Source organism: Tardiphaga sp. 42S5 (assembly GCF_034044155.1).
Lineage (GTDB): Bacteria > Pseudomonadota > Alphaproteobacteria > Rhizobiales > Xanthobacteraceae > Tardiphaga > Tardiphaga robiniae.
Genome location: NZ_CP139027.1, coordinates 5,339,684 through 5,359,856, shown reverse-complemented (window position 1 = coordinate 5,359,856; position 20,173 = coordinate 5,339,684). Strand labels below are relative to the sequence as shown.

The window sequence follows — 20,173 nt, the reverse complement described above, 5'->3', positions numbered from 1 at the left end:
TAACACAAGGATTACTGCAATGACCGGCCCCGAAACTCTCGACGTTGCCCGTGATGCGATCTGGACGATTGTGATCGTGTCCGGTCCGCTGATGGTCGTGGGCCTCCTGGTTGGCGTCGTGGTGTCGCTGGTGCAGGCGCTGACCCAGATCCAGGAACAGTCGCTGGTCTTCGTGCCAAAGATTCTCGCGGTCTTTGCCACCATGATGCTGACGCTCCCGTTCATGGGGGACGCATTGTCGAGCTACATGTTGCGGATATCGTCGCGAATCATCGGGGGGTGATGCACAATCCCGTATGCGCATCGATGTCTCGCTTCTGCCCGCTCTCGCCGCTGCCTTCATGCTGGCCTTCGCCCGCATCGGTACGATGGTGATGTTGATGCCGGGCTTTGGCGAAACCAACATTCCCGCACGGGCCAAGCTGTCGATCGCATTGGGACTGACCCTTCTCATGCTGCCAGCGCATCGCGGCGCTTATAACGTCGATATGGGATCGATCGTGCCGATGCTGGTTCTGCTGGTGCATGAGATCATCATCGGCGTCGTGCTCGGCGCCACCGCGCGCGTCACGCTGTCGGCGCTGCAGGTCGCCGGATCAATCATCGCACAGCAACTCGGTCTCGGCTTCGTCACCTCGGTGGATCCGACACAGGGTCAGCAGGGCGTGCTGATCGGCAATTTTCTCACGATGCTCGGCATCACGATGCTGTTCGCCACCGATACGCATCACCTTGTGATCGCCGCCATTAATGACAGCTACAAGATTTTCGCGCCCGGCGAGATCATGTCGACGGGCGATGTGGCAAAGCTCGCGACCAATGCCTTCGCAGCGGCGTTCAAGATCGGCACGCAGCTTGCTGCGCCTTTCCTGGTGTTCGGCCTCGTCTTCAACATGGGACTTGGCGTGTTGGCACGGCTGATGCCGCAGATGCAGGTCTATTTCGTCGGTGTACCGCTTTCGATCATGATCGGATTCCTAATCTTCGCCGTCGTGCTCGCGACCATGATGGGGACCTACCTCGAATACGTCACCGGCGTCATGCAACAAATGATGCCGCGGATATAGGGGCGCGCGGATGGCCGACGACGATTCCGAGAAGACACATGACCCCACGCAAAAAAAGCTCGACGATGCTCACGAACGCGGTGACGTAGCCAAAAGCCAGGAGGTCAATACCTGGTTCCTGCTGGCGGGCGCGACGCTGGTCTTGTCGACCTTCAACGGCTCGGTCGGCGGCGGCCTGCAAACGCCGCTTAAAAACCTTCTGCAAAATTCCTGGATGATACGGACTGACGGGCCCGGACTTTTGATGCTGGCCAAGAGCCTCTGCATGTCCATCTTGTCCACCATGGGCATGCCGATCCTGTTTCTCGTGATCGCCGCGCTCGCGGGCAATTTGATCCAGCACCGGCTGGTGTTCTCCACCGAAGGTCTGGTGCCCAAGTTCAGCAAGCTGTCGCCGATGGAAGGCGCCAAGCGTGTCTTCGGCAAGCAGGCGCTGGCCAATTTCCTGAAGGGGCTGTTCAAGCTCGTCCTGCTCGGCGCCGTGATGTGCGCGGTGCTGTGGCCCGAGCGGTTTCGTCTGGATGCGCTGATCCATATCGATCCGTCGGCGATCCTCGGCATCACTACATCGCTGACACTGCAGCTGATGGGTTCGGTGGTGGCGATGCTTGCCTTCGTCGCCATTGCCGACTTCTTCTTCCAGTACCGCACCTGGTACGAGAAGTTGAAGATGTCGTTGCAGGAAGTGAAGGAAGAATACAAGCAGTCCGAGGGCGACCCCCACATCAAGGGCAAGATCAAGCAGCTGCGTCAGCAGAACATGAAGAAGCGCATGATGGCAGCGGTGCCGAAGGCGTCGGTGATCATTACCAACCCGACGCACTACGCCGTGGCGCTGTCCTATGAGCGCGGCATGACCGCGCCGATCTGCGTTGCCAAGGGCGTCGACAACATCGCGCTGAAGATCAGGGAGGTGGCCGGCAAGCACGACATTCCGATCGTCGAGAACGTGCCGCTGGCGCGCGCGCTTTACGCCACCGTCGAGATCGACGAGGAAATTCCGGGCGAACACTACCATGCGGTGGCCGAAGTCATTGGCTACGTCATGGGCCTGAAGCGTGGCCTGTCCGGGCGCCCGTCATGATTCGGCAAAGCGCCTGGCAAGGGGCCGGGAACGTGTTGCGAATCGGCGGATTGGAAGCGAATAGGCCGACGCGGCGCTTGCGTAAGGCCAGCCGATTGATGCACTCAGGAGGCGCGCAAACCCGCGCTGCCGCAACTGCCAACAGGCGACGAACCGTCCGATGACTGCCGAGACCGACCACGATCGCCAATCGATGACGGCGCAGAATCCGGTTCTGCACGAGCCGGCCCGGCGCAGCGGCAGCATCGTGCTGGTGCTGCTGATTGCCGCCGCGATCATCGCCTGCGCCGTGGCATTCATGACGCTCGGCCGCGCCCAGGCGCAGCCTTATATTTTGGGCCTGCTGGCGCTGCTGGCGATGGTCGGCCTGTTCGTGTTGTTCGCCTTTGCCGCCGGTATTGTCCGCTTTGCCGATCGCACCTCCGACGACCCGATCATGCGCACCGTGGCCGATCACGCCTTTGACGGCATCGCGGTCACCGATGCGCGGGGCCATGTGGTCTATGCCAATGCTGCCTATCTCACATTGACCGGTGCGGCCTCCGCGCAGGATGCGCGACCGGTCGAGCGCGTCTTCATCGGCAATCCCGACGTCTCCGAAGCCGTCTTCCGCCTGCTCAAGGCTGCCCGCGAGGGCAAGCGTCAGCAGGAGGAAGTCCGTGTCGCAGCGCCGGACGGCAGCCACGGCCGCTGGCTGCGCATGCGCGTGCGTCCACTGGGTGAGGGTAAGCGCGAAGCCAAATCCACGGTGTGGTCGGTGGCCGATATCTCCCGCGATCGCCAGCGTCAGGAAGACGTGTTCCAGGAATTGCAGCACGCCATCGAATATCTGGATCACGCGCCTTGCGGCTTCTTCTCGGTCAATCCAAAGGGCGAGCTGGTTTACGTCAACGCCACACTGGCGAACTGGCTCGATCACGATCTTGCCGAGATCGGCTCCGGCGGTCTGAAGCTGACCGACATCGTCTCCGGTGACGGCGCCTCGTTGCTGACATCCATTGTGCCGATGCCCGGCGAGGTCAGAACCGAAGTCTTCGACATCGACCTGCGCATGCGCAACGGCAAGACCATGCCGGTGCGGCTCTATCACAAACTCGCTTTCGGCGCCGACGGCGTGCCGGGTGCGTCGCGCACCCTCGTCATCAGCCGCGCGCGCGACGAGCGCTCGGATCCGCAACGCGCCGCCGAAGTGCGCTTCATGCGCTTCTTCGATCATACGCCGATGGCGATTGCGACGGTGGATCGCGACGGCACCGTGGTGCGCGGCAATGCCCGTTTCGCCAAACTGGCGCAGAGCCTCAACACATCGGGCGCCGTCAACAAGTCGATCCTCGCCGCCGTCAGCGACCGCGACCGCAACCAGCTCGTCGCGGCCATCGGCCACGCCGCGCAGGGGCAGGGCGATATCCCGCCGGTGGAAGCGCTGCTGGAAGGCGCCAAGGAACGCTGGGGACAGTTCTTCGTCACCGCCGTGGAGGAGAACGAGCGCGAGACCGAAGCCGCCATCGTCTACATGCTGGAGACCACCGAGCGCCGCACGCTCGAGAACCAGGTCAACCAGGCGCAGAAGATGGACACCATCGGCCAATTGGCCGGCGGCATCGCGCACGATTTCAACAACGTGCTCTCCGCCATCATGATGGCCAACGACTTCCTGCTGAACGCGCACAAGCCGACCGATCCGTCGTTCCAGGACATCATGCAAATCAAGCAGAACGCGACGCGCGCGGCGACACTGGTGCGCCAGTTGCTCGCATTCTCGCGCCGCCAGACGCTGCGCCCGACTGTGCTCAATCTTGGCGATGCGCTCTCGGATATCGATCTGCTGCTGAAGCGTCTGATCGGCGAGAAGGTCAAACTCGAAGTCGTGCACGGCCGCGATCTGTGGCCGGTGAAGGTCGACATCTCGCAATTCGAGCAGGTGATCGTGAATCTCGCGGTCAATGCGCGCGATGCGATGCCGGACGGCGGCGCGTTGACTGTGCGCACCGTCAACGTCTCGGCCGAGGAAGCCGGGCGGCTGTCCTATAAGGGTATGCCGCCATCGGACTATGTGCGTATCGATGTCAGCGATACCGGCACTGGCATTCCCGCCGATATCGTGGAGAAGATCTTCGAGCCGTTCTTCTCCACCAAGGATGTCGGCAAGGGCACCGGCCTCGGCCTTTCCACGGTCTACGGCATCGTCAAGCAGACCGGCGGTTTCGTTTATGTCGACTCCGAGCCGGGCAAAGGCACCACGTTCCGTATCTTCCTGCCGCGCCATCATCAGGAAAAGGAAGTTGCTCCCGACCCGGCGATTGCGGCCGCCGTCGCCGCCAAGGAAGCCGCTGCCGACGCCAAGCCGCGCGCGGACCTGACCGGACAAGGCACCATCCTGCTGGTCGAGGACGAAGAGGGCCTGCGCGCGCTGAACGCCCGCGGTCTGCGCTCGCGCGGTTACACGGTGGTCGAAGCCGGCAACGGCGTCGAAGCGATGGAGCTGTTCGACGAGCAGAACGGCGCCATCGATCTCGTGGTCTCCGACGTGGTGATGCCGGAGATGGATGGACCGACGCTGCTGAAGGAGATGCGCGCCCGCAATGCGGATATTCGCATCATCTTCGTGTCAGGCTATGCCGAGGAAGCCTTCGAAAAGAGCCTGCCGGAAAACCAGCAATTCGCCTTCCTGGCCAAGCCGTTCGCCTTGAGCGCGCTGATCGCCAAGGTCAAGGAAACCATGGCGCCGAACTAAGGGCGCCACCTTCCCAAAACGGCCGTGCTCTCAAACGCGCATTCACCCCGCAATGCAGCATAAGTGTTTGAAAGCAAGATGACTCTTGCGCCAAAGGTTCAATGATGAGCCGCGACCGAGGGCCGCAGCGTTTACCCTCGAACGGTGCTTCCCTTTTAGGCTGGGGTAGCCATGTTAGGGGTGTTTTCCCCCTGCCGGGGATTGAGGGAATGACCATGACTTTCACGTTCAGCATGCGCGGCGTCGTCAAGACGATGGCCGTCGTCCTTTCGCTGGCGATGCCGCTCACAATTGCAATCTCCTCTGCCGACGCCCGCGTTGGCGGTGGCAGCAGCTCGGGCTCGCGCGGCAACCGCACGTTCTCGGCCCCGCCGAGCACGTCGACGGCGCCTAACGCAGCTCAGCCGTTCAACCGCACCATGCAACAGCCGGGGTCGCCCGGCATGAACAGCGCGACCACGGGCGCAGCCAGCAAGGGCGGTTTCTTCAACCGTCCGGGCATGGGCATGCTCGGCGGCCTCGCTGCCGGCTTCCTCGGTGCAGGCCTGCTCGGCATGCTGTTCGGCGGTGGCTTGTTCAGCGGCCTCGGCGGCATCTCCTCGATCATCGGCCTGCTGCTGCAGGTCGGCCTGATCATCATCGTCGTCCGCCTCGCAATGTCCTGGTGGCAGCGTCGCAACCAGACGGCGTCGGCCTATGCCGGTCCGGCCAGCTCGGCCTATACCGGCCCGGCCAATGGTCCCGACCAGAACCAGGCACACATGAACCAGGCGCAGCAGGGTTATGGCGCACAGCCGACCCAGCGCAGTGGTCTCGGTGGCTTCGGTTTCGGCGGCTCGAACAATGACAAGCCGATCGAGATCGCACCGCAGGATTATGAAGCTTTCGAGAAGCTGCTCAGCGACGTGCAGGCTGCCTGGTCGAACGAAGATGTCGAGAAGCTCGGCAAGCTGTCGACGCCGGAAATGGTGTCGTACTTCGCCAAGGACCTCGCCGAGAACAAGGCTCGCAACGACATCAACAAGGTGTCGGATGTGAAGTTGCTGCAGGGCGACCTCGCGGAAGCCTGGCGCGAAGGCGACACCGACTATGCGAGCGTCGCGATGCGCTTCTCGCTGGTCGACAAGACGCTGGAGCGTGGCACCAATCGTCTGGTGGCTGGTAGCGAAACGCCGATCGAAGCGACCGAGATATGGACCTTCGTGCGCCCGCGCGGCGCCCAGTGGGAACTGTCGGCGATCCAGCAGGCGTAAGCCTTGCGTCATCGAAATCGGACAAGCGCCGCGGATCATTCCGCGGCGCTTTTTGTTGGCCTCATGCGTGTGCATTACCAGGCGATGATCTCAATAAGAGAGCGGGAATAATCCGCCGGATGACGTGTTGGTCAGTTGCGTCCCATCGCGACTGGCGTTGCGTGGCTACAAAAACAAATTGGAGGAATCGATGCCCACTCTTCTCTCGACCATGACCCGTCTCGGCCTATGCGCCGGTGCTGTCGCCGTCTCGCTTGCAGCAACGTCGCCATCGTTCGCGCAGGGCGCGGACACCAGCTTCTTCGTCACCAGCAATGGCATCGGCAATGGCGGCAATCTCGGTGGCCTCGCCGGCGCCGACAATCACTGCCAGACGCTGGCACAGGCTGCAGGCGCGGGCGCCAAGACATGGCGCGCTTATCTCTCGACGCAGGCCGCCGACGGCAAGCCTGCGATCAATGCCAAGGACCGGATCGGCAACGGGCCGTGGAAGAATGCCAAGGGCGTCGTCGTCGCCAAGGATGTCGCTGACCTGCACGGCGCCAGCAACAACCTCTCGAAGCAGACCTCGCTCAGCGAGAAGGGCGAGGTCATTAATGGCCGCGGCGATACGCCGAATCGCCATGACGTGCTGACCGGCTCGCAGGCCGATGGCACCGCCTTCGCCGCCGGCGAGGATCGCACCTGCAAGAACTGGACGAGCAGCACCCAGGGGGCCGCCATGGTCGGTCATATCGATCGTACGGGGCTGAACGAAGAACCGCCGTCCAAGTCATGGAACACCTCGCATCCGTCGCGCGGCCCCGATGGCGGCTGCTCGCAGAACGACCTGAAGAGCACCGGCGGCGACGGGCTGTTGTATTGCTTCGCGTCGAATTGAGGTCTGTTGCGGCAAACAAGTAGCAATACACTCCGCCATGGCCGGGCCTGTCCCGGCCATGGCGCGTTTTGCGGCGATAGCTGGACGATGGTGCGGAGTTCTCGCCGGACCAGCGCGGCGAACGAATTCCGCGGTGAGCAGTTACCTTGGCACCCCTGACGCGACATTCGGCGAGGTTCCGCATGCGATATGAGCTGTATTATTGGCCAACGATCCAGGGCCGCGGCGAATTCGTGCGTCTGGCGCTCGAAGATGCCGGCGCGGACTACCGCGATATGGCGCGTGGCAAGGGCGGCATGGCCGCAATGACGAGGATGCTCGACGGCAAGAAGGGCATTCCGCCATTTGCGCCGCCATTCCTCAAGGCGGGCAATATGGTGATCGGCCAGACTGCCAACATCCTGTTCTATCTCGGCCCACGTCATGGCTTGGCGCCGAAGTCGGAAGTGGCGCGTCTGCAACTGCATGAACTGCAGCTTACGATTACCGATTTCATCGCCGAAGTGCACGACACCCATCACCCGATCGGCGTGTCGCTCTATTACGAGGATCAGAAAGGCCCGGCCAAAAAGCGCAGCGCTGAATTCCTGAAAGAGCGCGTGCCGAAATATCTCGGCTATTTCGAGCGGATATTGAAAGCCAGCGATGGTGCCTATGTCACCGGGCGCAAGGCGACCTATGTGGATCTGTCGTTGTTTCAGATCGTCGAAGGACTGCGCTACGCATTTCCGAAACGCATGAAAAAATTCGAGCGGGAGATTCCAAGCCTGATCGATTTGCATGACCGCGTGGCGGCTCGCCCGAACATCAAGGCCTATCTCGACAGCGACCGCCGCATTGCCTTCAACAAGGATGGCATCTTCCGGCACTACAAGGCGCTGGACAAATAACGCCGCGCGGCTCGCGTGGCGAGGTTACCAGAGCCCCGGACACAGACGATAGCGGACGCGCGTCGTATAGTCGGTGTAGCCGGGGAGACCGTCCCGCAAGGTATGCTCTTCGGCCGTCGTGCGCCATGCGAGCAGCACGGCCAGGATCAGCGTCAGCGCGGTACTCCACCACGAGCCAAGCCAGAGGGATGTGCCGAGAAAAAACAGGATGGCGCCGCTATACATGGGATGACGCACGAGATGATACGGACCGGTATCGATGACGTGCTGGCCGCGGTCGCGTTGAAGCTTGATGACCGGTGCGGCGAAACTGTTTTCGCGCAGTACCCAGAATGAGATTGCCATTCCCGTGATTGCGAGTGCCGTGCCCGCGACCTGGACGCCGACGGTCATTTGCGAAAGACCGAAGCGCTGATCCAGCCCTGCGACGATCAGCCAGACCAGTGCCACGGTAAAGAACGCCACCATGAAGACGCGGTCCGCTGTGGGCTGCCCCTGCTGTACCATGGGGCGCATGCGTTCTTCAAACAGTGCGGGATCGATCTGGATCAGCCACAGGCCACCGCCAAGGCCGAGCAGGATCATGAAGAGCAGAAATGACCACGCCGCCGGCCATTGCCAGGTCCCGGCGGCGGTGAACAAAACGGCGCCGATCACGCCGAACCAGACCAGCGTACGTATCACGAGGCGAGCGATCATGTCGGGCCTCCTTCGGCCCGCATCCGATACCAGATTCGCGGCAGTGATGGGGCAGGCCTCGCGTCAACGCGACCGGCGGCTGGTCTCTGTCCGACGGCGCCGAGTTAAGCGAGCTGATCGATCCGGGTGCCTTGGCCGGGCGGCAGTGCTGCGCGCGGTGGGGGCGGCGCGGTGCGGCTGTCGTTGTCGTCGTTCTTCTTCGGCTCCGGCGGCTTTGCCTCGATCGGCTTTACCTCAGCGACCGGTGGTGCGCTGCTCACGCTTGAAACGCTCATTACAAATTCCCTGTTTCCAACTCTTGCAGTCGGACAATGGGGTGTGCGCCAACAAGGAGTTGGTAAATCAGGCGCTGCAATTTGCAGCAATCGGGGCGGATCGGAAACGGTGGTAAACGCGCCGTCCAGGACTTCACTACAATTGAAACGAAATACTCATTCGTCCTTGCCGCGGGAGATCGTGATGTTCGCCGATGTTTTGTTGCGGGTGCAGCGCAGGTCAAGCCGGCGATAGCGGAGCTTCACGTCATCGCCGCGGAAAATCCCCATGCGGCCGAGACATCGCGTGGTGCCCTTCACCGTATCCGGTTTGGGGATCGTGAAGATGACGGCTGCCGCACTGGCGACGAGATCGGTGAAAGCTGGCGCCGGCTTGCGGGTCGCGGACGCCGCATAGAGCTCGTTGCTGAAATTGCGACTGGCGCAGCCAAGCCGCAATTGTTTGGCCGCCGGATGCGACAGGTAGATCACGTTGGCCGCCGTACGCCCGACGCTGAGCCCGTCGATCTGGCTCTTGAGCTGCCGCGCGAGATCATCGCAGCGATCGGCGCGGGCAGGCGAAGCGGCAAGGGTCACGGTGGCGAGCAGCGCCACAGCCGAAAAAATGCCGCGCAGGCGGTGGATGAACATTCCAGATTCTCCTCAATCCCCGGTCGCACTGAAACGCGGGACGTCACTTTATGCAAGGCGCGGCGGGTTACTGCTGGAACGGGGGATTATCCCCGCGATTGCGGGCCTGTCCCTCTGTTTTGAACCCTTCAAAACTGTCCGGAAACCGCCTACAAGGGCCTCAAATCCCCTCCCTTTTTGAGGCCCCACCCATGAACGCTCCCACCGCTTTCCCTGATCCAAAGCCCGTCCCGCCCTACAAGCACACCCCGCTGTTTCCGCTGGGCGCGGACACCACCCCCTACAAGAAGGTCACCACCGAGGGCGTGCGGGTCGAGAAGGTGCTGGGCAGGGACATGCTGGTGGTGTCGCGGGATGCGCTGAAGGCGCTCTCGGAGGCCGCGTTCGGCGACATCAACCACTATCTGCGCCCCGGCCATCTGCAGCAGCTGCGCAACATCCTGGACGACAGCGAGGCCAGCCCGAACGACAAGTTCGTGGCCTTCGACTTCCTCAAGAATGCGAACATCGCCGCCGGCGGCGTGCTGCCGATGTGCCAGGACACCGGCACCGCGATCATCATGGGCAAGAAGGGCTGCAACGTCATCACCGATGGCGACGATGAGGCGGCACTCTCGGAAGGCGCCCGCGACGCCTATCTGCGGCGCAACCTGCGCTACTCGCAGGTCGCGCCGCTGACCATGTATGAAGAGAAGAACACGGCTAACAACATGCCGGCGCAGTGCGAGATCTATGCCGAGGGCGACGACGCCTACAAGTTCATGTTCATGGCCAAGGGCGGCGGCTCCGCCAACAAGAGTTTTCTGTTCCAGGCCACACCGTCGGTGCTGACCAAGGATCGTCTGCTCGCGTTCCTGAAGGAAAAGATCATGACGCTGGGCACCGCCGCGTGCCCGCCATATCACCTCGCCATCGTCATCGGCGGCACCTCCGCTGAGCTCTGCATGAAGACCGTGAAGCTCGCTTCGGCCCGCTATCTCGACGCGCTGCCGACCCAGGGCTCGCCGGATGGCAACGCCTTCCGCGATCTCGAGATGGAGCAGGAAATCCTCAAGATGACGCAGTCGTCCGGCGTCGGCGCGCAGTTCGGCGGCAAGTACTTCTGCCACGACGTTCGCGTCATCCGCCTGCCGCGCCACGGTGCGTCATTGCCCATCGGTCTCGGCGTGTCCTGCTCGGCGGATCGTCAGGTGCTCGGCAAGATCACCAAGGACGGCGTCTATCTCGAAGAGCTTGAGCATAACCCGGCGCAGTATCTGCCGCAGGTGGAACAGGCGCTCGGCGGCGAGGTTGTGAAGATCGATCTCAACCAGCCGATGAAGGACATTCTCGCCACGCTGTCGAACTATCCGACCAAGACGCGCCTGTCGCTGACCGGCACCATGATCGTCGCGCGCGACTCGGCGCATGCCAAGCTGCGCGATCGCCTGGAGAAGGGCGAGCCGCTGCCGGATTACTTCAAGAACCACCCGGTCTATTACGCCGGCCCCGCCAAGACGCCCGAAGGCTATGCCTCCGGCGCGTTCGGCCCGACCACGGCCGGCCGCATGGATTCCTTCGTCGATCAGTTCCAGGCCGCCGGCGGCTCCATGGTGATGGTTGCCAAGGGCAACCGCGCGGTTGCGGTGCGCGAGGCCTGCAAGAAGCATGGCGGCTTCTATCTCGGCTCGATCGGCGGCTCGGCGGCCAACCTCGCCGAACACTGCATCAAGAAGGTCGAGGTGGTCGAATATCCCGAACTCGGCATGGAAGCGATCTGGCGCATCGACGTCGTGGATTTCCCGGCCTTCATCATTATCGATGACAAGGGCAACGACTTCTTCAAGGAATTGAACCTCGGCTAGGACCGAGCGCGCCCGATGATCGCTAGCGGGCTCGATGGCTTCAGCAAAGGCTGGGTCGCCGTCACACTCGACGGCGACCACCGCTGCATCGATTTTATCAGCGACATCTCCTGGCTTGCGAATCAGCGCTTTGCCCGTGCGGCGATCGATATTCCCATCGGTCTCGGCGACGACGGCGTGCGTGCCTGCGATCAGCTCGCCCGCAAGAAGCTCAGCCCCCACGGTTCGCGCGTATTCTCCGGCGGACGTCGCTGGCTGTGGCAGGACTTCACCGATCCCGACCTCGCCAACGCGGAGGCCGAGAGGCGCGGGCAGAAGAAAGTCTCGCGCCAGCTCTGGCATCTCGGGCCGAAGATCATGGAGGTCGATGGCTTCGTGCGAGAGCACCACGATCTCGATATCCGCGAAGCGCATCCTGAACTTGTCTTTCTCCGTCTGAATGGCGATGCGCCGCTGCCGTCCAAACATGCGGAGGAGGGGCTCGCGCTGCGTCGTCATCTGCTGACGGCGAATGGCTTCAGCGATCTCGACGACTGGCTGACCGGTAAGCGCACGCGCACCGGCGCAAAGCGGGATGATGTGCTCGATGCCTGCGCGGTGGCGCTGGCCGCGCGCGATTGCGTGGGCTGTCTGCCGGAAGGTACTGCACCGCGCGATGCGCTGGGCGTGCCACAGCAAATCTGGTTCTAGCTCAGCTGCAATTCGTCACCTGGCTCGAGCACAGCCGTCGCCACCAGCCGCGGACGCCGTCGTGGCTTTCCACCAGCGCCCAGAACCCGCTGCAGGCGAGAACGCGCTTAGGGCCGCCGTCGGCGCTGATCTCGCTGCCACCTTCGCCTTTGGCCGGTGTCCATTGCGCGTCCACATGCGGCGCCTGAAACAGCCCGCCCATCCGCGTGTCGCCATTGGCATATTGTGCGCCGACCTTGCTGGCGGCGACCCAGCCGCGGCCGCCATAGGGCTTTGGATGATTGCGCGGATAGAAGCTCTCGTCTTCGTAGTCCTTGCCGGGCGGCGTTGCGCCTTCGATCAGGAACCAGCCATCCTTGAAGCCGATGATGGAAAATTCCGTCAGCCAGCCTCCGTCAGGCACGTTCTCACCTTTGCTCTTGAATTTGTAGGGCGGCGGCAGTGTGCCGAGCACCTTGGCCTTCGTCGATGGGCCGGCGCGTACGTTCAATCCGTTCGGATCGCGCTCGGTCGACCAGCCATGGATATCGCAGGGAACGGCGCCATCCGGCAGCGCGCCGCGCGTCTTCAGCAATTCGGCGTGGAGTTGGCGATATTCCGCATCGTCATGCGCGGCGCTCAGTACACGCGGGATGTTGCTGTTCAGCGTGACGTCGCGCGAGCGCAGCTCGGCTGACAGGGCGGTCAGCTTGCCGTCGCTGCGCGCGAGTTTTGCGACCAGCATCTCACCGGCATCGAATGCGCTTGCCGCTGTCTTCGGATCGTTAGCACCGGCTGGATAGATCGCGACATATCCGACCGGCGCCTGCGGATCGGACATGTCTACATGAAACGCCTGACCGGCCACGCGGTCCGGCGGCACGAAAGCACGCGCGCTCGCAAACCACTCCGGTGTCTCCTGCGATAGCAGCTCCGGCGGCGGCGTCACGGGTTGCGCAAAGGCGGTGCCGGCGGTGATGAGGCCGGCGATCAGGATGGCGATTCGGGTCATGGTTTTGTGTCGCAGCGCCAGCGATTTGGTTCGACAAAACGCGACTCAGGCTTGCAGCAACCCCGCTGAATTTTGGTCTGCGCGCGGGACTCGATTCTCCGGTGACTCGCAAGGATGCGGAGGAAAAAGAAAAGCGGTGACGACTCAGGCGGCGCTGTTCCAATAGCGATCAGACTGCAGATGAATTCGAGGCCGCGCCATGTTGGATGCTCTGAAGCTGAATGTGACGGTGGTGACGTTGTTGGCCGCGGCCAGCGCGGTCAACGGGATCATGTTTTATCAGTATCTGTGACGAATTGTTCACATCGGCATGCGGCCTCTCCGCATCCGGTTTTTTTGTGTTTGAACCTTTTCGCCGGCCACGCGCCTCATCCCAGGGGTGGCAAACCGGAGTGTAACAGGTGAACAATTTTCATCTGGTCGTCGTCACTGCAGTTATGCTCGCAAGTCCGGCCGCGGCCCGCGCCCAATCCATCATTCACTCCGAACTGACCCGGACCACTTTGGTGGCATCCATCGATGCGACCGGTCGCACGACACTGACGGCGTCAGTGACCAGTGAACGCGGTGGGGGCGTCCCGGGCGGCATCGTCCGCTTTGTCGATGAGACGACGCTCATGGTGCTTGGCTGGGTCGATGTGGCCCATGCGTCGCTGGTGGTCCAGCGACTGCCGCCGGGTCCGCATCGCTTCCGCGCGGACTACATGGGTACGTCCAACTATCTGCCTGTCGTGGTGCAGCCGAGCCAATCCGCGGTGGTGGAGGAAACCATACGCGTCACGCCGGCGGTGGCGCTATCGTCGTCCGAGAATCCTTGTCCGTCTGGAGCGGTGGTCACGTTGACGGCCGCGATTGCCGGCGGTGTTGGCATTCCGAAAGGTGCCGTCACCTTTCGCGATGGCGAGCAGGTTCTTGCGACCCATGTCGGCCTCGACCGCGCCGGCACGGCGTCGTTCACCACCTCGGCGCTGGCGGATGGCACGCGCTGGATCACGGCTGAATATGAGGGCGACACGGTTCATGCGCCCGCGGCATCGCCGCCGCTGACGGTGAATGTGGGAGTAGCCCGTTTGCGAAGCTCGCTGTTGCGTACGAGCGACTAGGCGCCCATCTGCGGTGCCGTCGCTGCAGCTGCGCGAAGCTTGCGGCCGACGATCACCCGGAACACGACATACTGGATCGCGAAGGCCAGCACCTTGGCGCCAATGGCCACGACCGACACATAGAACGCCCACAGCTTCATATCGCCGGTCATGGCCACAGCTATGACACCGGCGCCAAGCGCGAACATCAGCGCAGCCCAGGCATAGCCCGCAGCGGTCACATATTCAGGGATCGTCTCGCTGACGATAGGTGGCAGGTAGCGCAGCATCCAGCCTTTGCGCAGCATGATCGCGCCGATGGCGAAATGCCCGATGCTGGGCTTGGCCAGCACGAAGCGCGGATCCTTGGTCAGCAACGTCGCGCCGCCGAGGACGACCACCAGCGCGAGACTGGCATAGGTCATTACATCAAGCCTCGAGCCCTTGATGCGGGCACAGACAAACTGTGCGACGGCACCCGCAATCGCCACGCAGGTCGCCAGCAGGACGTCACCGGTGACGAGGTAGAGCACCAGGAAGACGATGGTGGAGAAGAAATCCTGGCCAAGTTTAGCGAATACGTCCTTCATCGCAGTGCTCCCAATGCAGTCGAGATGGTCAGGCGTCGATTTGCAGGCGAAATGGATCAGGGCTTCAGCGGTTCAGCCGGCTTCGCAGCGCCGTATTTTGCGCGGCGATATTGCGGATACCATTTGGTGAAGGCAACGGCCGAATTGCGCGCGGCAAAAGCCACCGCAAAGCCGATCCACAGCGGCAGCGAGGGCATGTAGATGATCAGCATGTCCGCCACCAGCATCAGCACAAATGCGCCGGCCCAGGCCCAGGTGAGGATGTAGTTCGCCTTCATGAAGCCGGGCAGCTTCGAGGTTTCGGCGTCGACCATCTCGCGGGCATATTGCAGCGTGAAGGGCAGGCGGATCGCCAGCGACAGCAGCACGATTGAGAGCAGGCCGACATCGACGGCGAGGCGGACGGCCACCGCGCTCCAATTGCCGTCGACCAGCGTGATGTAGCAGCCGAGCGCGCTGAAGATCAGCACCGAGCCTGCTGCAAGCATCTTTAGCGAGCCGCCGCGGATCACGTCCCAGACCACGATGCCGAGCGACAGCGCGGCTGCGGCGAAGAGGCTGATCGCGACCGATGACACCATCATCAGTATGGCGAAAGCACCGAACGGGGCGATGATGAGAAAGGAAGCCATGGCGTTTCCAGTTCGGGCTGTCTTGATGTTGTAAAAGTGCGTTGCGGGCCGGCTTATGAAGCCGTTGCGTCGTTGCGCATCATTCTGCGATCATATGTCTTGTTGTGAGAGCGGGCAGACATTGCTGACCGGCGTGAAAACGTCATGAGAAGCCGTGGCGGCCGCGCCGGATGGTTCGATACCGACGAGCGTGGTCCCGGTCACAACGAGCACGAGGGCCAGGCTGCCCCAGCTTGCTGTCCGGGTCATCACGTCCGGCCGGCGATATGCGGTTCGTGCGAGAACGAACTGTGTCGCAGCACCTGCGACGGCGACGGCAGTCGCGATCAGCACGTCTCCTGCGACCGCAAAGGTCGTGAAAAAGGCGATGGTGGAAAGGAAGCCGATGGCCAGCTTGGCGAGGACGTTGATCATGGCGTGGTTCCGCGCGCTTGTTGTCGAATGAGTACTTTTGTCGATGTGCTTCAGGAGCCGGTGGCACCCGCGCCGATCATGAGAAAGGACGCCACCCTGTTTTCCCGTCCCTCCATCTTTACGTTGTCAAGATTTCTTCTAGGCCTTGCCCGCGGGCTCGTCAACAAAAATCTTTACACTGTCAAAATTATGTGAGGCGAGATCTTTAACTGTCATTGGATCAATGGTTTAGAGGGAATTAACCCAGTTGCCGTGAAAGCCTGCTGGTACCCGGTGACCGAGCTGGACAAGAGCGATCGGTCCCGCGGCGACATCGGTGGCATTGAACACTGCCAGATCGCTGCGGTTCTGCCGGGCGCGCCAAACCACCGCGAGCAGCCAGCCGTCGCCTTCGGCTGCATCCTTGCCGCGTGCGACGAAGACGGGTTCGGAGATGCTGTCGCCGAGTGGCAGCATGTATTGGCCGAGCCTGACGCCGTCACGCCAGACATGTGTGATCCCGGAAAAGGCCTTGCTGGCACCCGGTGCCGGGTTATCGCAGGCGTACCAGCCTTGCGTGCTGACGAGGCCGGAGCGGCGCTCGTCGATGCGCGGGAATTCGCCGGTAACGTCGTCGAGATAGGTGCGGGTGAAACGATCGGTATTGGCTGACAGATCGAAGGTCCAGCGACAAAGTCGCGCGTTGGATTTCGCAGGATCTGTCGGCGAGCCGTCGGGATGCGTGAACAGCGGCGCTTCCTCGGACTGCATGACGTCGGCGATGATGCGGTCGCCTTCCTCCCACGCATTCATCACATGGAAGACGTAGCAGGCCTCGGCGCGAAACCACTTGATATCATCGGCACTGCCGCCGCGCTTCATCACGCCGACGTAAGAACCCTTGTCCGGCTCCCAGGCATAGGGCGGGCGGCCTGATCGCGCGCGATCCATGCTGCCGGTGATGGGCAGGATCGGAAACAGCAGGTGGTTCTCGGTGACGATGAAGTCATGCACCATGCTGGCATAGGGCGCATCGAAACGTTCGAAGCGCGTGACGATGCCCGATGAATCGATCGCGCCGAACGAGATTGTCGGACTGAAGATTCCCCGGGCATTATAGCCGAAGAAATTCATTTCGCCGGTGACGGGATCGATCTTCGGATGCGCGGTGAATGGTCCGCCGATGCGCCCGCTATAGTTCTGATAGCCGAGCGTCTTCAGCGTGCCCGGTTCGATCTCGGTTGGCGCATGGCCTTCCTCGAGCGCGAGCAGGCGGCCGGCATGAAAGACGATGTTGGTATTGGCGGCGCCTGAGTCATTGCCAAGTGAAGCCGGGGCATCCGGCATTTTCTGGCCGAAGCCGCGATAGAGCGCGCGGCCGGCATCGTGCTCGGCGAGAAATTTCGGTGTGCGGATCCAGCGATTGCGATAGCTCGCGCGGCCGTTCTCGATGTGAAAGGCGTGCAGCATGCCGTCACCGACAAACCAGTGCGAGCCTTTGGTTTCGAATTGAGGATTGGGGCCGTTGCGGTAGAGCGTGCCGTTGAGCTCACGTGGCAATTCGCCGACGACTGTCAGGAATGGCGCGTCGCACTCCATCGGGATCGGCGCAAGATTGTCATGAGCAGCCTCGATCGGGTCCAGCAGCGCCATCGTCGTCTCCCATGCTGTTATCTTTACGTTGTCTAGATTGCTAGATGCGAGCTGTCGGCCCGTCAAGCAAAATCTTTACAGTGTAAAAATGACGACCTATAACATCACCATGACGAAGCAGACCAAGATCGCGAAACCGCGCGCCGTTCCGCAAGACCGCCGCAAGAAGGTCGCAGGAATTTCGCAAGCCAAGGGCGCGCCCAAAAAAACCGCCGGCGCCGAATCTCCCTATCATCACGGGGACTTGCATGGTGCGCTGCTGAAAGCCGCGGAAATCGTGCTGGAGCGCGATGGACTATCTGGCCTGACGCTGCGCGCCGTCGCCCGCGAAGCCGGCGTCTCGCATGCGGCTCCGACGCATCACTTCGGTGATCTCACCGGCCTCGTCAGCGAACTCGCCGCCATCGGTTTTCGCAACTTCAACGCCACAATGACTGCGGCTGGTGCGAGCGGCACGACGCCGCTAGAAAGCGCGCTCGCCCGCGCCAAGGCCTATCTCGCTTATGCACGTGCGCAGCCCGGCATGTATCAGCTGATGTTTCGTACCGAGCGGCTCGACATGACGCGGCCGAATCTGCGCGAGGCAGCCAATGCATCCTTCGCCGGTCTTGCCAGCGTGGTCGGCGCACATCATGCGGGCAATGTCGCCACCGATGCGCTGACCATCGAGCAGGCTGCGCAGATCGCACGCACGTGGTCGCTGGTGCATGGTTTCACCATGCTGACCCTCGATGGCCGCCTCACTGACATCCTGCGCCGTTTGCCCGATGGTACCGACGCAGAGAAGCTGTTCGTCGAGATGCTGAAGATCACCGTCGCCAGGGCGATGGAGACGCCGAAGTAGCGAAGCTCTTTGCCCACGGCCAGCCGATGCGGCAGCGCTATCGCGAAATCAACAAGACCGCCTAGCGCGATGCAATCGCCAGTGCCGTGGCGCGGCCTCCGATACCGATCACGCTGACCTTGTCTGTCTTGCAATCGAAGCCGCGGGCGAGTTCGTCGGCGGCCTTGCGGGCTATCTCATTGGCCTGCGGATTGGCCGTGACGTCGACATAGGCGACGTGGCAGACGGCGCCCGGCGGCAGTCGCGTCACCACCAGCATCTGTTTGGACTTCGGCCGGCCATTTTTCTCGGGATCATCGTTATCGGCGATGTGCCAGCGCTGGATCATCGCGAATGGTTTGCCGCCAATGACGCGCCATTCGATCGTGTTGGTCGTCGAATTGAACGGGCCGAAGCCCTGCGACGCTGCGGGCTCGCTGTTGGCGGCCGCAGCCGTGGTGCCGGCCGAAATGGTTTCGCGGAGATCATCTTCGTTCTTGAACACGACGAGGCCTGCGGGGCCCTTGCAGACCTGTTCTCGCGCATAGTCGTCGCCATCGATCTTGAAGTTGGAGACGCCGCGGCAATCCCTGTCGGCCACGGAGCTGTAGAGGCTGCCGATAGTGTCCGCCGCGGCGAATGAGGTGGCGGCGAGCAGGATCGCCAGGGCGGCAGCGAGGGCGGGCAGGCGGGGCATTCAAGGGCATCCAGCACGGGAAAGGTGTTGTTTTGACGCTCACAAGCTGGGGAAGGTTCAACGGAAGCGGCTGACAGGGCTTATTGAATCGCGCTAGACAGCTTGGTCAGCCTTCATTTTGTCTCCAGCAGCGTCAGTTCCTCATCCCATGCCCGCCTCGACTTCCGCCAAGCCCTATCGCATCGGCCGTTCCAAAACAGGTCTCGGTCTTTTCGCCACCCAGCCGATCAAGAAGGGCGTCAAGATCGTCCAATACTTCGGGCCCCTGCTGGATTCGAAGAACGAGAAGCACGATGCGATCGAGAACAAGTATCTGTTCCAGATCAGCAAGCGCTGGACCGTCGATGGTTCGATCCGCAAGAACATCGCGCGCTATATCAATCATGCCTGCAAGCCGAACGCCGAGTCCGACGTCAATGCGGCGAAGAAGAAGATCATCATCCGGTCGATCAAGAAGATCGAGCCGGGCGAAGAGATCAACTACGATTACGGCACGGAATATTTCAAGGAATACCTGAAGCCGATCGGCTGCAAGTGCGATTCCTGCGAGAAGAAGCGCAAGAAGAAGCGCGCCGAGGCACGTGCCGAGAAGCTGAAGGCCAAGGAGAAGGCCGAGCGTAAGGCGCTGAAGAAGGAAGAAAAGGCGAGGGCCAAAGATAAGGCCAAGAAGGCCAAGTCTTCGGGCAAAGTGGCTTCGGGCAAAGCCAAAACGACCAAGGCCGCCGCGAAGAAGACCTCCGCAGCGACCAAGGCCAAGTCTGTTAAGGCCAAGTCTGTTAAGGCCAAGTCGGCTAACTCCAGGTCGGCCAAGGTTAGCAAGGCCAAGGCCGGCACCGCCAAGAGCAAGGCGGCTTAAGCCGCCTGTGCCGCTGCGCTTCGGCGCAGCCCGATATATTGCAGCTCCGCGAACACGCCGACTGCGATCGCTTGCGCGGCCACGAAGATCTGGCCGAGCAGGTTCGGCGTCACCGCGCCCGAGAACAGCAGGCCGATGCTGCCCAGCGTCCACAGCGCGTTGCCGATGATGATCGCCAGCACCAGCAGCTTCGGCATGGTCGCGCGGGTGCCGAGCCAGCCGACCAGCGCCACATAGGCAATCAGAAACAGGCCGGATTCCAGCAGCAGCGCTTCAGGCAGATGCAGCAGCGGTGCCAGCAGGCCCGCGGCAAAGGTCAGCAGCAGCGCCATGGCGCCGCTGGCGATGGCGTCGATCTGGATGGCGCGGCGGAGCAACAGAGAGGGATTGATCATGGTCGTCGTCCTTCG

General features: G+C 62.2%; 22 protein-coding genes. 12 read left to right on the top strand and 10 right to left on the bottom strand.

Translation table 11 applies throughout. The annotated features are described in order from the left end of the window. Positions 1–19 precede the first annotated feature (19 nt). From fliQ to SFY93_RS24985, 7 genes are all read left to right on the top strand, one after another. Entirely contained in the window at positions 20–283 is a 264-nt protein-coding gene (fliQ, locus tag SFY93_RS25015; protein ID WP_068735669.1) for a flagellar biosynthesis protein FliQ, read from the top strand. A gap of 13 nt (positions 284–296) precedes the next feature. Next, positions 297–1,067 carry a flagellar biosynthetic protein FliR gene (gene fliR, locus SFY93_RS25010; protein ID WP_068735671.1) on the top strand — a complete coding sequence of 257 codons (771 nt, stop codon included), beginning with the start codon at positions 297–299 and terminating at the stop codon, positions 1,065–1,067. A gap of 10 nt (positions 1,068–1,077) precedes the next feature. Then, positions 1,078–2,151, top strand: a complete 1,074-nt coding sequence (gene flhB, locus SFY93_RS25005) for a flagellar biosynthesis protein FlhB (protein WP_093756615.1) — start codon at positions 1,078–1,080, stop codon at positions 2,149–2,151. A 160-nt stretch (positions 2,152–2,311) separates the two neighbouring features. After that, positions 2,312–4,885 carry a cell cycle histidine kinase CckA gene (gene cckA, locus SFY93_RS25000; protein ID WP_320445002.1) on the top strand — a complete coding sequence of 858 codons (2,574 nt, stop codon included), beginning with the start codon at positions 2,312–2,314 and terminating at the stop codon, positions 4,883–4,885. A 215-nt stretch (positions 4,886–5,100) separates the two neighbouring features. Next, positions 5,101–6,138 (top strand): Tim44 domain-containing protein, encoded by a 1,038-nt coding sequence (locus SFY93_RS24995; protein WP_320447849.1) that lies wholly within the window; start codon positions 5,101–5,103, stop codon positions 6,136–6,138. A gap of 211 nt (positions 6,139–6,349) precedes the next feature. Then, entirely contained in the window at positions 6,350–7,018 is a 669-nt protein-coding gene (locus tag SFY93_RS24990; RefSeq protein WP_089265691.1) for a lectin, read from the top strand. A gap of 182 nt (positions 7,019–7,200) precedes the next feature. Further along, entirely contained in the window at positions 7,201–7,908 is a 708-nt protein-coding gene (locus SFY93_RS24985; RefSeq protein WP_320445001.1) for a glutathione S-transferase, read from the top strand. A 24-nt stretch (positions 7,909–7,932) separates the two neighbouring features. Here SFY93_RS24985 and SFY93_RS24980 read toward each other — a convergent pair whose 3' ends face one another. The 3 genes from SFY93_RS24980 to SFY93_RS24970 all read right to left on the bottom strand — a co-directional run bounded on the left by SFY93_RS24980 (position 7,933) and on the right by SFY93_RS24970 (position 9,512). Beyond that, the gene (locus SFY93_RS24980) at positions 7,933–8,607 is read right to left on the bottom strand and encodes a methyltransferase family protein (protein ID WP_320445000.1); all 675 of its coding nucleotides are present in this window, start codon (positions 8,605–8,607) and stop codon (positions 7,933–7,935) included. A 104-nt stretch (positions 8,608–8,711) separates the two neighbouring features. Further along, positions 8,712–8,882: a hypothetical protein gene (locus SFY93_RS24975; RefSeq protein WP_170849544.1), complete on the bottom strand. Its 171-nt coding sequence runs from the start codon at positions 8,880–8,882 to the stop codon at positions 8,712–8,714. 156 nt (positions 8,883–9,038) lie between these two features. After that, the gene (locus SFY93_RS24970; RefSeq protein WP_320444999.1) at positions 9,039–9,512 is read right to left on the bottom strand and encodes a hypothetical protein; all 474 of its coding nucleotides are present in this window, start codon (positions 9,510–9,512) and stop codon (positions 9,039–9,041) included. Positions 9,513–9,703: 191 nt separating this feature from the next. Here SFY93_RS24970 and SFY93_RS24965 point away from each other — a divergent pair, with 191 nt between their 5' ends. Together SFY93_RS24965 and SFY93_RS24960 are read left to right on the top strand one after the other, a co-directional pair. Beyond that, a complete protein-coding gene (locus SFY93_RS24965; RefSeq protein ID WP_089265165.1) occupies positions 9,704–11,356 on the top strand; it encodes a fumarate hydratase in 1,653 nt (550 codons plus the stop codon). Between the two features lie 15 nt (positions 11,357–11,371). Further along, positions 11,372–12,046 carry a DUF429 domain-containing protein gene (locus SFY93_RS24960; RefSeq protein ID WP_320444998.1) on the top strand — a complete coding sequence of 225 codons (675 nt, stop codon included), beginning with the start codon at positions 11,372–11,374 and terminating at the stop codon, positions 12,044–12,046. Position 12,047: 1 nt separating this feature from the next. Here the strand turns inward: SFY93_RS24960 and SFY93_RS24955 are convergent, their stop codons facing one another. Beyond that, a complete protein-coding gene (locus SFY93_RS24955) occupies positions 12,048–13,037 on the bottom strand; it encodes an SH3 domain-containing protein (protein WP_320444997.1) in 990 nt (329 codons plus the stop codon). 401 nt (positions 13,038–13,438) lie between these two features. Here SFY93_RS24955 and SFY93_RS24950 point away from each other — a divergent pair, with 401 nt between their 5' ends. After that, the gene (locus SFY93_RS24950) at positions 13,439–14,140 is read left to right on the top strand and encodes an Ig-like domain-containing protein (RefSeq protein WP_320444996.1); all 702 of its coding nucleotides are present in this window, start codon (positions 13,439–13,441) and stop codon (positions 14,138–14,140) included. Here the strand turns inward: SFY93_RS24950 and SFY93_RS24945 are convergent. The 4 genes from SFY93_RS24945 to SFY93_RS24930 all read right to left on the bottom strand — a co-directional run bounded on the left by SFY93_RS24945 (position 14,137) and on the right by SFY93_RS24930 (position 17,387). Next, positions 14,137–14,709 carry an inner membrane-spanning protein YciB gene (locus SFY93_RS24945; RefSeq protein ID WP_320444995.1) on the bottom strand — a complete coding sequence of 191 codons (573 nt, stop codon included), beginning with the start codon at positions 14,707–14,709 and terminating at the stop codon, positions 14,137–14,139. The two genes, SFY93_RS24950 and SFY93_RS24945, sit on opposite strands and share 4 nt — an antisense overlap. Positions 14,710–14,765: 56 nt before the next feature. Continuing rightward, positions 14,766–15,341: a hypothetical protein gene (locus SFY93_RS24940; RefSeq protein ID WP_320444994.1), complete on the bottom strand. Its 576-nt coding sequence runs from the start codon at positions 15,339–15,341 to the stop codon at positions 14,766–14,768. Between the two features lie 90 nt (positions 15,342–15,431). Beyond that, the gene (locus SFY93_RS24935) at positions 15,432–15,755 is read right to left on the bottom strand and encodes a hypothetical protein (protein WP_320444993.1); all 324 of its coding nucleotides are present in this window, start codon (positions 15,753–15,755) and stop codon (positions 15,432–15,434) included. 228 nt (positions 15,756–15,983) lie between these two features. Beyond that, entirely contained in the window at positions 15,984–17,387 is a 1,404-nt protein-coding gene (locus SFY93_RS24930; RefSeq protein ID WP_320444992.1) for a carotenoid oxygenase family protein, read from the bottom strand. An 88-nt stretch (positions 17,388–17,475) separates the two neighbouring features. Here SFY93_RS24930 and SFY93_RS24925 point away from each other — a divergent pair, with 88 nt between their 5' ends. After that, the gene (locus tag SFY93_RS24925) at positions 17,476–18,231 is read left to right on the top strand and encodes a TetR/AcrR family transcriptional regulator (protein WP_320444991.1); all 756 of its coding nucleotides are present in this window, start codon (positions 17,476–17,478) and stop codon (positions 18,229–18,231) included. A gap of 61 nt (positions 18,232–18,292) precedes the next feature. Here the strand turns inward: SFY93_RS24925 and SFY93_RS24920 are convergent, their stop codons facing one another. After that, complete coding sequence (locus SFY93_RS24920) at positions 18,293–18,907, bottom strand: hypothetical protein (protein ID WP_320444990.1); 615 nt, start codon at positions 18,905–18,907, stop codon at positions 18,293–18,295. Positions 18,908–19,055: 148 nt separating this feature from the next. Between SFY93_RS24920 and SFY93_RS24915 the strand changes: the two genes are divergently transcribed. Further along, positions 19,056–19,763, top strand: coding sequence for an SET domain-containing protein (locus tag SFY93_RS24915; RefSeq protein WP_320444989.1), 708 nt, complete (start codon positions 19,056–19,058; stop codon positions 19,761–19,763). On the opposite strand, the gene SFY93_RS24910 is transcribed toward SFY93_RS24915, so the two are convergent. Then, a complete protein-coding gene (locus SFY93_RS24910; protein WP_320444988.1) occupies positions 19,760–20,158 on the bottom strand; it encodes a hypothetical protein in 399 nt (132 codons plus the stop codon). The two genes, SFY93_RS24915 and SFY93_RS24910, sit on opposite strands and share 4 nt — an antisense overlap. Positions 20,159–20,173: the final 15 nt, after the last annotated feature.

Excerpts from the sequence above, each read along its gene's own strand:
- fliQ (WP_068735669.1), top strand. The coding sequence starts at position 20 with ATGACCGGCCCCGAAACTCTCGACGTTGCCCGTGATGCGATCTGGACG.
- fliR (WP_068735671.1), top strand. The coding sequence starts at position 297 with ATGCGCATCGATGTCTCGCTTCTGCCCGCTCTCGCCGCTGCCTTCATG.
- flhB (WP_093756615.1), top strand. The coding sequence starts at position 1,078 with ATGGCCGACGACGATTCCGAGAAGACACATGACCCCACGCAAAAAAAG.
- cckA (WP_320445002.1), top strand. The coding sequence starts at position 2,312 with ATGACTGCCGAGACCGACCACGATCGCCAATCGATGACGGCGCAGAAT.
- SFY93_RS24995 (WP_320447849.1), top strand. The coding sequence starts at position 5,101 with ATGACTTTCACGTTCAGCATGCGCGGCGTCGTCAAGACGATGGCCGTC.
- SFY93_RS24990 (WP_089265691.1), top strand. The coding sequence starts at position 6,350 with ATGACCCGTCTCGGCCTATGCGCCGGTGCTGTCGCCGTCTCGCTTGCA.
- SFY93_RS24985 (WP_320445001.1), top strand. The coding sequence starts at position 7,201 with ATGCGATATGAGCTGTATTATTGGCCAACGATCCAGGGCCGCGGCGAA.
- SFY93_RS24980 (WP_320445000.1), bottom strand. The coding sequence starts at position 8,607 with ATGATCGCTCGCCTCGTGATACGTACGCTGGTCTGGTTCGGCGTGATC.
- SFY93_RS24975 (WP_170849544.1), bottom strand. The coding sequence starts at position 8,882 with ATGAGCGTTTCAAGCGTGAGCAGCGCACCACCGGTCGCTGAGGTAAAG.
- SFY93_RS24970 (WP_320444999.1), bottom strand. The coding sequence starts at position 9,512 with ATGTTCATCCACCGCCTGCGCGGCATTTTTTCGGCTGTGGCGCTGCTC.
- SFY93_RS24965 (WP_089265165.1), top strand. The coding sequence starts at position 9,704 with ATGAACGCTCCCACCGCTTTCCCTGATCCAAAGCCCGTCCCGCCCTAC.
- SFY93_RS24960 (WP_320444998.1), top strand. The coding sequence starts at position 11,372 with ATGATCGCTAGCGGGCTCGATGGCTTCAGCAAAGGCTGGGTCGCCGTC.
- SFY93_RS24955 (WP_320444997.1), bottom strand. The coding sequence starts at position 13,037 with ATGACCCGAATCGCCATCCTGATCGCCGGCCTCATCACCGCCGGCACC.
- SFY93_RS24945 (WP_320444995.1), bottom strand. The coding sequence starts at position 14,709 with ATGAAGGACGTATTCGCTAAACTTGGCCAGGATTTCTTCTCCACCATC.
- SFY93_RS24940 (WP_320444994.1), bottom strand. The coding sequence starts at position 15,341 with ATGGCTTCCTTTCTCATCATCGCCCCGTTCGGTGCTTTCGCCATACTG.
- SFY93_RS24935 (WP_320444993.1), bottom strand. The coding sequence starts at position 15,755 with ATGATCAACGTCCTCGCCAAGCTGGCCATCGGCTTCCTTTCCACCATC.
- SFY93_RS24930 (WP_320444992.1), bottom strand. The coding sequence starts at position 17,387 with ATGGCGCTGCTGGACCCGATCGAGGCTGCTCATGACAATCTTGCGCCG.
- SFY93_RS24925 (WP_320444991.1), top strand. The coding sequence starts at position 17,476 with ATGACGACCTATAACATCACCATGACGAAGCAGACCAAGATCGCGAAA.
- SFY93_RS24920 (WP_320444990.1), bottom strand. The coding sequence starts at position 18,907 with ATGCCCCGCCTGCCCGCCCTCGCTGCCGCCCTGGCGATCCTGCTCGCC.
- SFY93_RS24915 (WP_320444989.1), top strand. The coding sequence starts at position 19,056 with ATGCCCGCCTCGACTTCCGCCAAGCCCTATCGCATCGGCCGTTCCAAA.
- SFY93_RS24910 (WP_320444988.1), bottom strand. The coding sequence starts at position 20,158 with ATGATCAATCCCTCTCTGTTGCTCCGCCGCGCCATCCAGATCGACGCC.